Source organism: Pseudoclavibacter caeni, from assembly GCF_008831125.1.
GTDB classification, from domain to species: domain Bacteria; phylum Actinomycetota; class Actinomycetes; order Actinomycetales; family Microbacteriaceae; genus Pseudoclavibacter_A; species Pseudoclavibacter_A caeni.
The window spans coordinates 21,692-35,138 of record NZ_WBKA01000009.1 but is presented as its reverse complement, the minus strand read 5'-3'; the positions used below and the strand labels follow the sequence as shown (position 1 = coordinate 35,138).

10 protein-coding genes are annotated in these 13,447 nt (G+C 73.1%); 4 read left to right on the top strand and 6 right to left on the bottom strand.

Annotated elements, in window-relative coordinates:
* Positions 1–29: 29 nt before the first annotated feature.
* The 3 genes from F8O02_RS08750 to F8O02_RS08740 form a co-directional block, all read right to left on the bottom strand.
* Positions 30–1,460: a Y-family DNA polymerase gene (locus tag F8O02_RS08750; RefSeq protein WP_218859591.1), complete on the bottom strand. Its 1,431-nt coding sequence runs from the start codon at positions 1,458–1,460 to the stop codon at positions 30–32.
* Positions 1,442–1,855: a LexA family protein gene (locus F8O02_RS08745; RefSeq protein ID WP_158036888.1), complete on the bottom strand. Its 414-nt coding sequence runs from the start codon at positions 1,853–1,855 to the stop codon at positions 1,442–1,444. Before F8O02_RS08745 ends, F8O02_RS08750 begins: the two co-directional genes overlap by 19 nt.
* A 317-nt stretch (positions 1,856–2,172) precedes the next feature.
* Complete coding sequence (locus F8O02_RS08740; RefSeq protein ID WP_158036864.1) at positions 2,173–3,825, bottom strand: MFS transporter; 1,653 nt, start codon at positions 3,823–3,825, stop codon at positions 2,173–2,175.
* 150 nt (positions 3,826–3,975) lie between these two features.
* On the opposite strand from F8O02_RS08740, the gene F8O02_RS08735 reads away from it, so the two are divergent.
* From F8O02_RS08735 to F8O02_RS08720, 4 genes are all read left to right on the top strand, one after another.
* Positions 3,976–5,154, top strand: coding sequence for a CopD family protein (locus tag F8O02_RS08735; protein WP_158036863.1), 1,179 nt, complete (start codon positions 3,976–3,978; stop codon positions 5,152–5,154).
* Complete coding sequence (locus tag F8O02_RS08730) at positions 5,154–5,987, top strand: DUF5134 domain-containing protein (protein WP_158036862.1); 834 nt, start codon at positions 5,154–5,156, stop codon at positions 5,985–5,987. The genes F8O02_RS08735 and F8O02_RS08730 overlap by 1 nt, the downstream gene beginning before the upstream one ends.
* A gap of 400 nt (positions 5,988–6,387) precedes the next feature.
* Positions 6,388–6,759 carry a BlaI/MecI/CopY family transcriptional regulator gene (locus F8O02_RS08725; RefSeq protein WP_158036861.1) on the top strand — a complete coding sequence of 124 codons (372 nt, stop codon included), beginning with the start codon at positions 6,388–6,390 and terminating at the stop codon, positions 6,757–6,759.
* Entirely contained in the window at positions 6,716–7,597 is an 882-nt protein-coding gene (locus tag F8O02_RS08720) for a M56 family metallopeptidase (protein ID WP_192496542.1), read from the top strand. Before F8O02_RS08725 ends, F8O02_RS08720 begins: the two co-directional genes overlap by 44 nt.
* A gap of 17 nt (positions 7,598–7,614) precedes the next feature.
* On the opposite strand, the gene F8O02_RS08715 is transcribed toward F8O02_RS08720, so the two are convergent.
* The 3 genes from F8O02_RS08715 to F8O02_RS08705 form a co-directional block, all read right to left on the bottom strand.
* Positions 7,615–9,909: a heavy metal translocating P-type ATPase gene (locus F8O02_RS08715; protein WP_158036859.1), complete on the bottom strand. Its 2,295-nt coding sequence runs from the start codon at positions 9,907–9,909 to the stop codon at positions 7,615–7,617.
* 63 nt (positions 9,910–9,972) lie between these two features.
* Positions 9,973–12,051: a cytochrome c oxidase assembly protein gene (locus tag F8O02_RS08710; protein ID WP_158036858.1), complete on the bottom strand. Its 2,079-nt coding sequence runs from the start codon at positions 12,049–12,051 to the stop codon at positions 9,973–9,975.
* Positions 12,052–12,181: 130 nt separating this feature from the next.
* Positions 12,182–13,447: a Dyp-type peroxidase gene (locus tag F8O02_RS08705; protein WP_158036857.1), complete on the bottom strand. Its 1,266-nt coding sequence runs from the start codon at positions 13,445–13,447 to the stop codon at positions 12,182–12,184.

The following is a 13,447-nucleotide window of genomic DNA, read 5'->3' as shown; positions in this document are numbered from 1 at the left end:
CGCCCGCCGCCGGGATCGCGATCTGGCCCTCACCGCACGGTCGCGAGCTCGGCCCAGTGCGTGGTGCCCCGGTTCGAGAGCAGATCGCGGCGCATTCCCCAGTCGGCGCCGTCGCGCAGCCCGGCCAGGCCGAGCCCGATCGCGCCGCGGCCGAGCCGTCCGTTGACCCGGTCGAGCACCCCGCCGATGTCCGCCGTCGGCGTCCGCGGTGCGAAGAGGTCGAGCGGCCGGCTCGTGGCGCTGCCGAGGTCGGTGAGGCTCACCCCGGCCCGCACGAACCGGTGGCCCTCCCCCATCCGTGGCAGCACGAGCGCGCACGCTGCCCGGGTGATGACGACCGGGTCGTCCGTGCGCCCGGGGATCCCGGCCGTCCCCGACGCGGTGTGCACCGGCGGGGTCGCCCAGGCGGTCTGCGCCCAAGCGGTCACCGCCCCGGCCTGCGCCCTCTGGGCGCGCAGGCGCCGCGACGCGTGCTGCGCGTACACCGACAGCACCTGCCGCATCCGCAGCGGGTCGGTCACCGGCGTGGCGAAGCTGCGGGAGAACATCACCTGCTCGCGTCGGGCCGTGTCGTACCCGGTCAGCTCGATGCAGGGGCGCCCGCGCAGCTCCAGGATCGTGTGCGCCATCGTGACGCTGAACCGTCGCCGCATGCTCTCGACGTCGCTGTCGCGCAGCTGTCGGGCGTTCTCGATGCCGAGCCCGGCCAGCCGTCGCACCCCGCGCCGTCCGACGCCCCACAGGTCGCCGACCGGCGTGGCCTCGAGGATCCGGTCGAGCCGCACCCCGGGGTAGCGGTCGATCGTGGCCACGCCGCCGAGCGCGGGTGTCTGCTTGGCTCCGTGACTGGCGAGCTTGGCGAGCGTGCGGGTGGATGCGATGCCCACTGACACGGGGATGCCGAGGTTGTGCAGGATGCGGGCACGCGCCGCCCGGGCTGTCGCCTCGATCTGCTCGAGGGTGCCCTCGAGGGTGACGAACGCCTCGTCGATGGAGTACTGCTCCACGGTCGGGCTGAACCGGCCGAGCAGGGTCATGATGCGCCAGGAGAGGTCACCGTACAGCTCGTAGTTGGAGGAGCGGGCGACGACCCCGTGCCGCTCGGCCCAGCCCCGGATGCGGAACCACGGCTCTCCCATCGGGACGCCGAGGGCCTTCGCCTCCGCGGAACGGGCGACGACGCAGCCGTCGTTGTTCGAGAGCACCACCACGGGCCGCCCCCACAGCTCCGGGTGCAGCACGCGCTCACAGGCGGCGAAGCACGAGTTGACGTCGACGAGCGCGAACCGGGTGAGTCGCCGCGCCCGCCGGGCCGCGGCCTGCCTTGGCCCGGGCGACCCGACGGTCACGCCGCCACCGTCGGCCCGCCCGTCAGGCTGATGCCCGGACTGCCCCGGCGTCACCGTCCTGTCCGGCGCGCCGATGGTCGCGCCCGTCGCGCTCACAGTCGGTGCAGGCATCGGGTCACCACGCCCCAGATGACGAGCTCGGCGGCGGAGCCGACCCGGATGACCGGGTAGGCGGGGTTCTCCGGGTGCAGCTCGGGGCCGTGCCCGGTCAGGCGCAGCCGCTTGATCGTCAGCTCCCCGTCGACGACGGCGATCACGACGCTGCCGTCGCCGGGGTCGAGCGAGCGGTCGACGATGACCTCGTCGCCGTCGGCGATGCCGGCGCCGATCATCGAGTCGCCCGCGACCCGCACGAGGAACGTCGCCACGGGGTCGCCGATCAGATGCTCGTTGAGGTCGATCGCACCGTCGAAGTAGTCCTGCGCCGGCGACGGGAACCCCGCGTGCACGGGGGTCGCCGCGGCGAGCACTGCGACGTGCTCGCGCGGTCGCACCCGCATGGGCATGACCGTGGCGAGTCCCACCCGTTCCCGCCCGCTCTCGCATCCCGCCATGACCGGCCTTCCTCTCCGCTCGGCGTGGTGTGGGGTCAGGGTTCCTGACGCCGCACCGCGCGCGACCGCATTCGAAACTGTGTTCGAACGCGAGTATAGGCGGCGGCACCGACACGACCGAGGACGTCGGCGGATCGGCCGAGTGAGCGCACACGGACTTGCGCACCGGACGTCACCCCTGTAAGTTGAGAACTGTTCTCAGTAACACCTCAGTGACGGGAGCCTCCTCCCGGGCGGCGGCACGTCCTCCTCGTGCCGCCGCCGCCCCATCACTCCGCCTCTTCTCGCCGTCGCCCGAGCGTCGCCGTCGCAGCGAGCCCCACGACGAGCGCACACGCAGCGGCGAACGCGGCGTCCCGCGTCCCCGCGGTGAACCCGGCGCGGCCGGCGTCGGCCGCCGCGGTCTGCCCGTCGGCGTCGAGCCCGGCGATGAGCCCGCCGGAGGAGTCGACGATCGCCTGCGCCAGCACCGACGCCTGCGCGGGCGGCGTCCCGGCGTCCGCGATCGCATCGGCGGTGACCGACCCGGCCGTGGCGTAGAGCACCGTGCCGAGCACCGCGATGCCGAGCGCGCTGCCGAGCTGGCGAGCGGTCGACTGGGCACCCGAGGCGGCCCCGGACTCCTCGCGCGGCACGTCCTGCAGCACGACGCCGGTCAGCTGGGCGGTGGCGAGGCCGACGCCGACCCCATAGACGAACAGCGCAGGCACGAGCCACCCCCACCCCGGCCCCAGCCACACCGCGACCCCCACACCGCCGACGCCCGCGATCTCGGCGACGAGGCCGAGCCGCACCACGGTGACGGCCCGCATCCGCCGCCCCAGCGTCGCCGCGACGCCGCTGGAGGCGAACGAGCCCGCCGCGAGCACCACGATCAGCCACCCGGTCTGCAGCGCGGTGAGCCCGCGCACGTTCTGCAGCCAGATCGGCAGGGCGAGGATGATGCCGAACTCCCCCATGCTCACGATCGCGGCGACGATGCTGCCGTCACGGAAGCTCGGGATGCGGTACAGGCGCACGTCGATCAGCGCGTCGCGACCGGCGCGGGCGCGCACGAGCGCCCAGCGCGCGAGCCCGGCGAGGGATGCGACGGCGACCGCCAGGGCGACCGGCACCGGGGAGATCGCCAGAGGCCACGTCCACCCGCCGATCGTGAACGCGCCCATGGACCACCACCAGCCGAGGGTGCGCCCCTCGATGAGCCCGAAGGTGAGTGCGGCGAGGCCGATGACGCTCAGCGCCGCGCCGACCGGGTCGACCGACCGGGAACGCGGCGAGCGGCTCTCGTCGACGAGCGCGAGCGTCGCCACGACGAGCACCACGCACACGGGCGGGTTGATGCCGAACGCCCACCGCCAGCCGACCGCGGTGGCCAGCCACCCGCCGAGCAGCGGACCGACCGCGGCCATGCCCCCGATCGTCGACCCCCACACGGCGAACGCGATGCCGCGGGCGCGGCCAGTGTAACCGGCGTTGATGAGGCTGAGCGTGGTCGGCAGGATCATCGCCCCGCCGACTCCCTGGGCCACCCGGGTTGCGACGAGGGCGTCGGGGGTCGGAGCGAGCTGGGCGGCCAGAGACGCGCCGGCGAAGACGACGAGCCCCGCGACGAGCGTGCGCCGGCGGCCGACCCGGTCGGCGAGCACGCCGAACACGAGCAGCAGCGCGGCGAACACGAGCGTGTAGGCCTCCTGGATCCACTGCACCTGGGTCGAAGTGGCCGCGAGGTCGGCGACGATGTCCGGGATCACCACGTTGACCACGGTGCCGTCGGCGATGACGAGCGCGACGGCGAGACTGATCGTCACGAGCGCGAGGTGGCGGCGCGGGGTGAGGACGTCCGAGGCGGGCGATGCCGGCGCGGGCGCCCCGGCGGTCACCTCCTCGCTCGCCGGGCGGGGGCTGTGTGGTGAGGGGGTCATCGCGCGCTCGTCTCCGCGCCCCGGGCCGGGCCGGTCAGCCAGGGAGCGCGGGCGCTGGGGTGATAATACCCGACCCCGCCGACGCCTTCCCTCGACATCGCGTAGAGTTCTACAGTCTGTAGAGAGATATGAGGAAGGTCAGGGGATCGCGTGCTCGCATCGCTCATCGAGACGGCCGGGGCCGTGCAGCTGCTCGCCGCTCTGCCCGCGGCGGGGCTCGTGATCGGCTGGCGACTCGCCGGCACCCCGCCGCTGCCCCGCACCCGCCACGTCCTCGCGCTCGTCGCCCTGCTCGCCACGGCGGCGCTGGTGCCGCTGGACGCCGCCCGCGTGCTCGGGCTCGCCCCCGACGCCGTGTGGCGTCCCGCCGCCTGGCTGCCCGGCGTCACCTGGCAGCCCCTGCTCGCTCTGGCGCTCGCCGCCGCCGGTCTGGTCGGCGCGCTCCTGCCCGGCCGGGGCACGTGGGTGACGCTGCTGCTGCTCGCCGCACCGGTGGCGACCGGGCACAGCGTGAGCGTCACCCCGCATCCGCTCATGGTCGGCGCGGACGTCGTGCACCTGCTCGTCGGCGCGTTCTGGGCGGGCGGGCTGCTCGCGCTCGCCCGCCTGCTCGCCGATCGCGCCGCCGACCCGCGCCACGCGCTCGACGTCGCGGGACGCTTCTCCGCACTGGCCGCATGGAGCGTCGGCCTGATCGTCGTCAGCGGGCTCGGCATGGCCTGGCTCGTGCTGGGCGGCCGGTGGACGCCCCTGCTCACGACCGCTTGGGGGCACCTGCTACTGCTGAAGATCGCGCTCGTCGCGGGGGTGCTGCCGATCGCCGGGTGGAACCGCTGGCGGCTGCTGCCCGCGCTGCATCGCGCCCTCGCCGCCGAGAGCGGCACCCACGACGTCCCCCGCAGGACCACCGAGACAGAGTCTGGAGCAGTCCAGGCGACTCCTGACGCTCTCGACGTGTCACCCGGCCCCGCCGACGCAGAACCGGTGCCCCGTCACGCACCGCCCGAGGCCACCGACGCGAGGCCCGGGGCCGTCGCACTCCACCTGAACACCGTCGCCGTGCTCGCGTCACTGCGCCGGGCGGTCGGCTGGGAGGCGCTCGTGCTCGCCGCGCTGCTCACGGTCACCGGCGTCCTCACCACTCAGAGTCCGCACGAGATGACGGCTGCCGCGGCCGTCAGTGCAGAGACCACGCCGGCGACGGTCGCGTCCGTCGTCCCAGTCATCGGCTCGGACGCGCGCGAGCTCATCGCCGCGGCGCCCGCCGAGCTCGGCGCGCCGACCGATGCGGCGCCCGAGACCATCACGCCTGCGGAGAGGGGTCGCTGATGGAGCTCTCATTGTGGCTGGCCGTCCCGCTCACCGCGGTGTTCCTGGTGACCACCGCGCTGTCACTGGCCGATCTGCTCGCCCCGGGCCTCACCCCCGTCGCGCGGGTCGACGCGCTGCTGCAGGCCCTCATGAACCTCGTGATGATCGCGATGCCGTGGTCCGGGCTGTGGCGGGCACTGTGCGGGGTGGTGCCGGCCGACGCGCTGGCCGCGGGATTCCTCGTCGCGACCGTGTGGTTCGCCGGGCGCGCCTGGGCCGCCCGTCGCACGCCGCACGGCTGGCACTGCACGATGCACGCGGCGATGATGCTCGTCATGGCGTGGATGGCGGTGGCGATGGCGCCGGCGCGCATGGACCAGGCGATGGCCGTGATGCCCGATATGTCTGGCATGGAGGGCATGCGGATGACGATGACCACCGGGCTGCTCGGCCTGCTCGGGGTGGCCGCGACCGCGCTCATGATCGTGTTCGCCGGCGGATGCGCTGTGCGGATCCCGATCGTGCCGAGCCCGGCAGTCGCGAGGTCAGCCGCCGCGAACCCCGCAGACGTGCCCCCTGCCGACGTGATTCAGACCGGAGCGACCCCGTCCACCACAGTCCCGGCCACCATAGTCCCGGCCGACCAGGACACGGAGACCCCGGCCGCCCGACCGGCTCCAGTCGACTGCGGGTGTGGGCCTGCGTGTCGGGCTGACAAGGCCGACAGAACGGGTGGGGCCGCTGCCCGGTCAGCCACCGCCGCACGCCGCACGCGGTTCAGTGCCGAGAACGCCCTGGCCACCTGCGGCTGCCTCGGCATGGCGATCATGTCCCTCACCATGATCGCGTGACACCGGCCCGACGCACCGACGACCACGATCACGCCACCCTGTTGCTGCACAGTCCCCTCTGCACCGCCTGATGGCGCAGACGTGGCTGCCCTGGCACGCGCTGGCTCATTCGTGGCCGAGTCCCCTCAGCACTCACAACCCGCACCAGCGCCCACAGCCCTCACGCGCAGCCTGTTCCGGCACGCCCCGGTCCACTGCCCCAGTTCCAGCACACCTGCTCCACCACCCGCACCGGCACACCCGCTCGGTCTCGACATCGCGTAGAATGAAGCTGGTCGTGGCATGCCCATTCGTCACGAAGGGCGGCATCTGCCCAGACGTCGGCACCCAGAGCGGACATCGACACCCAGAGCGGCCCCGGCGAGATCCGCCCGCGACCGCAGTGCATAAAGGAGGCAGCATGGCCGGCATCCGATCACGCCGACGCGGCGAGCTCGAGCAGCAGGTAATGAAGGTGCTCTGGGCGGCGGAGGAGCCGCTCGGCGCCACCCAGGTGCGCGACGCGCTGCAGGGTCGCGGTCCCGTCCCCGCTTACACGACCGTGATCACGGTGCTCGACCGACTGACCGAGAAGGGCATGGTCGTCCGACACGGCGACGCTCCCCGCCGGGTGCGCTTCACCGCGGCCCGCTCCGAGGAGGAGCAGGCGTCGCTGCACATGCGTCACACCCTCGACGAGGTCGACGACCGCCGGGCCGCGCTGCTGCGGTTCGCCGGCGAGCTCACCGATGACGATCTGGACGTGCTGCGTCGCGCCCTCCGCGACGACTGACCCGCCGATGTCGACGCTCTCCTGGCTCGTCCTCCTGCTCGCGTTCCTCATCGGTGTCGCCTCCCTCGCCCTCGCGGGGATGCCGCCGGTCACCCCCGCCCAGGTGCGGCGCCCGCGCCGGGCGCTCCGACTGCGGGTGGCCCTGTTCGTCGCGGGAGTCGCCGTCACGCTGACCGTGCCGGCCGTCGCCTCCGCTCGCGCGCTCGCCGCTGGGCCGGCGCCCTCCCTGCCGTTGACGCTGCTCGTGTCGGTGCTGCCCTGGCTGCTGTTGCTCGGGCTGGGCGCCGCGATCGCCTGGCTCGCGTCGGCCAACGAGCCGCTCGCACTGTCGTTCCGGCAGCAGCTGGCCGACCTCGTGCCGATGGCCACCCGCCGTGACGTGCACCGCGGGTTCACCGTCGTGCACTTCGACGACGAGCGGCCAATCGCCTGCGCCGCACCGGGGCGGCCGCGGGAGATCCTCGTGTCGTCGGCGATGTCCACGCTGCTCGACGAGCGTCAGCTCACCGCGGTGATCGCCCACGAGTATGCGCATCTGCGCGGCCGGCACGCAGCGATCCTGCGCTGTGCCGAGCTGACCACGCGACTCGCGCCGGCACGGTGGCGCGGCCGTGCCTTCATCGGCCCGGTTCGGCTGCTCATCGAGCTGGCCGCGGACGACGCGGCGGCCCGGCAGATCGGCCCCGCCGAGCTGGCCAATGCGCTGGCCCGCGTGGGACGGGCGACCGGGGAGGTCGCTCTCGTCTACCGCGCCGAGTGCATCGCCCGGCGCCGCTGGCCGGTCGCCCGCCGGCGACGCGCCCCGCGGGCGTTCGCCCTGCAGACCGCGACACGCTGAGCCGGCTCGCGCCGGACTCAGTCCTGCACGGCCTGCTGGCCCCGCTGCACCCGCTCGGCCGCGGAGCGCACATTCTGCAGCCGCAGGCTGTTGGTGACCACGAGCACCGACGACAGCGACATCGCCGCCGCCGAGATGAGCGGGTTGAGCAGCCCCGCCGCCGCGATCGGGATCGCCGCGAGGTTGTAGCCGAACGCCCACGCCAGGTTCATGTGGATCGTCGACAGCGTCCGACGCGACAGCGCGATCGCATCGGGGATCACCATGAGATCCTCACGCACGAGGATGATGTCCGCCGACTTCAGCGCGATGTCCGTGCCGTTCCACATCGCCATGCCGAGATCGGCCGTGCTCAGCGCGACCGCGTCGTTCACGCCGTCGCCGACCATCGCGACCCGCTGGCCCTCGCGCTGCAGGTCGGTGATCGCGTTCGCCTTGCCGGTCGGCAGCACCCGGGCGCGCACGTCGTCGATGCCGAGCTCGTCGGCCACCCGCCGGGCGGCGGCCTCGCCGTCGCCGGTGAGCAGCACGGTGCGCAGCCCCTGCTCGTGCAGCAGCGCCACGGCCTCGCGGGCGCCTGACCGCAGCACATCGCTGAGCACGAGCGCGCCGATCGTCTCACCGTCGACGACGACGTAGACGGCCCCGCGGCCCTCCTCCTCGGCCGCGCGCACGCCAGCGGCGATCGCCGGGGGCGCGGGATGCTCCAGCACGTCAGCCGACCCGACGGTCACCACGCGGCCGCCCACCGTCGCCCGCGCGCCGCGCCCCACCTGGGCGGTGAAGTCCTCCAGCCGCGGCACGGCGATGTCTTTACCCTCGGCGGCCCGGGTGACGGCCCGGGCGATCAGGTGCTCGCTGCCCTGCTCGACGGCGGCGGCCTGACGCAGCACCTCGCGCTGCGTCCAGCCGGGGGTGGCGAGCACGCGGCGCACGGCCATGCGGCCGCTGGTGAGCGTGCCAGTCTTGTCGAGCACGACCGTGGTGATGCGTCCGCTCGCTTCGAGGGCGTCCTGGCCCCGCACGAGGATGCCGAGGGAGGCGCCGCGGCCGACGCCGACCATCAGCGCGGTCGGCGTCGCCAGCCCCATCGCGCACGGACAGGCGATGATGAGCACGCTGATGCCCACGCCGATCGCCCGGCCGAGGTCCGCGCCGCCGATCAGCCACCCGATCGTCACGAGGATCGCCAGCCCGATCACCGCGGGAACGAACACCACGGTGATGCGGTCGACGAGCCGCTCGACGCGCGACTTGCGCGCCTGCGCGTCCTCGGCGAGCACCGCCATCCGGGCCAGCTGCGTGTTCGCGCCGACGGACTCGGCACGCAGCACGAGCCGCCCGTTCGTGCTGATCGTGCCGGCGGTGACCCGGTCGTCTGCGGCGACCCGCACGGGCAGCGGCTCGCCGGTCATCATGCTGGTGTCGACCTCGGCGGCGCCCTCGATGACGACCCCGTCGGCGGGGATCGTCTCGCCGGGCAGCACCACGCACTCCTCGCCCCGCCGCAGCCGCTCGATCGGCACGACCTGCTCGCTGTCCGGCCGGCGCACGCGGGCCGTGCGCGCGGCGAGCGCTCCGAGGGCGCCGAGCACGTCGCCGGCGCGGCGGCGGGAGCGGGCCTCGAAGTAACGGCCGGCGAGCTGGAAGGTGGTCATCCCGCAGGCGACATCGAGGTAGAGCGCGTCGGCGCCGCCCGGGGTGGTGCCGAATCCGAGCCAGTAGCCGGCGCCGCTCGACTGGCCGGTGACGATCGTGACGATCGCCCACACGAAGCTGACGATGATGCCGAGCGACACGAGCGTGTCCATCGTGCCGGTCTGATGGCGCACGTTGCGCCATGCGGCGCGGTGGAACGGCCAGGCCGCCCAGACGACGACGGGCAGCGACAGCAGCACGCTCGCCCACTCCCAGCCAGGGAACCGCCAGTCGGGCACGAGCGCAAGCACGATCGTGACGTCCATGAGCGGCACGGTCAGCAGCGCCGCGACGATCAGCCGGCGGCGCAGCGAGGTGATGCGCTCCTCGCTGGCCCGCTTCGACCAGGTGTCCTCGGGCCCCTGGTGCACGTGGGCCCCGTAGCCGGCGCCCTCGACCTGCCGGATCGCCGCGGTGATCTCGCGCTGGCCGAGTCCGCTGACGATCGCCCGCTCGGTGGCGTAGTTGACCGAGGCGGTCACCCCGTCCATGCGGTTGAGGGCCTTCTCGACGCGCCGGGCGCACGCCGAGCAGGTCATGCCCGAGATGTCGAGCTCAGTGAGGTCCTCGCCGTTCAGCTGGTTCTCCGCCGTCGCCTGCGCGGTCTCGCTCATGCCATCGTCTCCGATCCGCTCGTGCCGACTCCGCCGCGTCTCATCGTCCGTCTCGCCCCATCGTCAGCGCCGCCCGCCGCCATCCGGGCCGGCGTCGCCATGGTCGCCGCCGGCCACGGTGGACGCCGCGGTCGCCTCCGCCCGATCCGTGCCGCTCGTCGCGCCCGCTGTCGCCGGCTGCGGAGCGCGGCGGTGCGAGAGCTGCTGGAGCATCGCGTTGTATGCCTCGTACTCGGTGTCGAGGCCGGTGTCCTCCTGCCGGTCACTGCGCCGGGACTCGCGGGTGTCCTGCTTCGCCCACTGCAGCCCGAGCACGACAACGACGAACAGCAGCGGCAGCTCGCCGCCCGCCCAGGCGACGCCGCCGCCCAGGTACTGCGAGCTCGCCAGATCCGCCCACGGCAGGTCGAGGTACTGGTAGAACGTCTCGGCGATGATCTTCGGGCTTGTCATCACGATCACGCCGAAGAACGCGTGGAAGGGCATCGCGGCGATGACGTAGCCGAGCTTGCCGACGTGCGGGATCGGGCGGGGCGTCATGTCGACACCGATGACCATCGAGTAGAACATGTACCCGACGATCAGGAAGTGCATGTACATGAACTGGTGACCCCAGTGGTAGCGCATCAGATCGCCGAACAGCGGGGTGAAGTACAGCGCGTAGTACGAGCCGACGTACAGCACGAACACGAACAGGGGGTGCATCACCGCGCGGGCGACCGGCCACTGCAGCAGCCAGGTGGTCCACTGGTGCGGGCCGGAGACGGCCCCGTGCACCTGCTGGGTGGCGCGCAGGGCGAGCGTGATCGGCCCGCCCAGCACGAGCATGATCGGCGCGGCCATGTTCAGGGTCATGTGCACGATCATGTGGATGCCGAAGTCCGGCCCGGCGTAGAAGCCGAGCCCGGAGGAGGTGGCGAGGAACACGGTCACCCAGCCGCTGATCCACCCCATAACCCGGTAGCGGGGCCAGCGGTCGCCGCGGCTGCGCACCACATGCACGCCGACCAGGTACACGACCGTGGCGAACACGGCGAGCGTGGTGAACAGGATGTTGATCCGCCAGTGGGTGAGCATCCCCAGCCAGGTGGGGGCGTCCGGGGTCTCGAAGCCCAGGAACACGACCTCGATGCCGGGGTTCTCGAAGTAGTTGGGCGGCGGCACGCGGGTCATCGCGACGGTGAGTGCGAGCCACCCGCCGACCCCCACGAACATGGCGGCCCACAGGGCGGTGCGCCGGGCGAACGCGGTCACCCGGGCGAGACCAACGAGCGCGCCGGCGACCACGGCGAGCGCGACCCAGCGTGTTGCGATCTGCCAGCCGGTCGCCGTGTCGAGCAGACCGGTGCCGGCGAGCTTGAACGGGGTGATGACGAGCTCGGGCAGCACGATGAACGGCGAGCCGAGCACCACGAGCGTCCACAGTCGGCGCCGCTCCCGGGCGCCGGTGCGGGCGCCGCCGGCCGCGGCGAGCCCGGCGACCGCGCAGGCGCCGAGGACGACGTCCACCGCGAGCGTCTGGATGATCGTCGCGTCCCCGCCGAAGTCGTGGTTCCAGCCGACGAGCACCTGCCCGACCACGACGGGCGCCAGCGCGGCGAAGCCCGACATCCACAGTGAGAGCACGAGTGACGTCCACGTCGAGCGCACCTGCAGCACGATCGCGATCGCGGTGCTGAACAGGAACGTCACCGTCCACGCGCCGGGGAAATAGGAGGCCGTGTACCCATAGGCGAGCGCCTCGCCGCTTCCGAGCGCGTCGACCCCGACGCCCGAGGAGTCGAGCGCGGTGACGAAGATGAGCAGTCCGGAGGCGGCCGACCACAGCGCCGAGGCGATGCGCGCGACCCGCACGCCCGTGCCGTCAACGGCGAAGTCGTCGCGCCGGTGGTGGCGCACGCGGATGATCGCCTCATGGGTGAGGCCGCCGAAGGTGAGGAACGCGGCCACGGACGCGGCCGCGGCGAGCACCGTCGCGGTGACCGCGATGGTCGTGCCGGGCCAGGCCCGGCGGATCTCCGTGTAGGCGTCCTCCCCCGCCACGAGCGTGGTCACGAGGGGCACGAGGAGGATGAGCAGCCCCGAGACCGCGATCGTCGCTCCGACGACCTGCCGACGCACTTTCACCGACCGTTCGCGCACGCGAACTCCCTTCCGTGGATCAGCAAGCCAGTCTACCCGGTCGCACATACCCCCGGCGGGGTTCTCCCGGCAGGATGTCGACATCGTGTCGACGACGGCCGCGCCCCGGCGGGATCGGCCTCGAACGGCATCATCCCTCGAGCAGGGTCTGCCCCACGTAGCCGCCCTCGTCACATCCCGGCGGGATCGCGAACACGGCCATGCCGATGTGCTCAACCCACTCGTTGAGCAGGTCGAGGTCGCTCATCCGCTGCTGCAGCGGCACGTACTGCGTGCCCACGTCGTGTTGGAACGCGGTGAAGATCAGCCCCGATTCCGACAGCTCGTCAGCGCTGCGCGGCGCCTGCTCGAAGTTGTAGGTGCGGCGCAGGATGCGCTGGGCGGTGTCCGGCGAGCGCAGCCGGCGCATGTGCGCGTACTCCGCGATCACCGGGAACCCGAGCGGGGTCACCGCGTCGAAGTCCGGCTCGTCGTACTCGGCCGTCCCCGTCAGCGGGGCCCCCGTGTCGAGCCGGCGGCCGACGGCCTCCTCGCGTCCCTCACGATCGAGCAGATCCCATTTGTCGAGCAGCATCCGGAACCGGCGGACGATGAATCCGGTGCCACCGGCGAGCCAGGCGGGGTTGCGGTCCTCGGTCGTGCCGTCCCAGACGACGCGCCGGAAGTCGTCGCCGCCCGGCTCAGGGTTGACCGTGCCGTCGACCTGACCGAACAGGTTGCGCTGGGTCGTGCCGGTGCGCTGCGATCCCCAGGCGCGGCGGAAGCCGGCCTGCTCCCAGCGCACGGTCGTGAACGGGCGGATGTCCTTCAGCAGCATCCGTCTGGTGTGAGCGACGGTGAGCGGGTCGTCGGCGGCGATCTGCAGCACGAGGTCGCCGCCGACCCACGCGTCCTCGAGCCGGTCGATCGCGAAGCGGGGCTGCTCCGCCAGCCAGGCAGGCACCAGGGCGGGGTCGACGCGGGCGATGAGCTCCCGGCCGAATCCGACGGTGATCGTGAGACCCGTGGGCATGATCGCCAGCTCGGGCTCGGAGTCGGCCAGCGCGGAGCGTCCCGCCATGAGCCGCGCGGCGTCGTCGGAGATGATCGGCAGCATCCGGCGCAGCGCGGCCCGGTCGACATCGTCGTGCAGGTCAAGCGCCACGAGTGTCTGGTGCGCCTGCGGGGTCATCTCGATGCCCGACTGATGGACGCCGTGGAAGGTCTGTGTGACCAGCGCGTTGGCCGTGTCCGCCTGGGCCCGCTCCCGGGCCACCGCCTCGCGCACGCGTGCCTGGGCATACGCCTCGCCGCCGCCGCCGACGACGGCCCCGGCGGCGACGGCCCCTCCGCCGAGCAGCAGGGCGCGCCGGCTGAACCCATGTTCGGCCGGCGCGCCCTCACGTGTGCCGGGCAC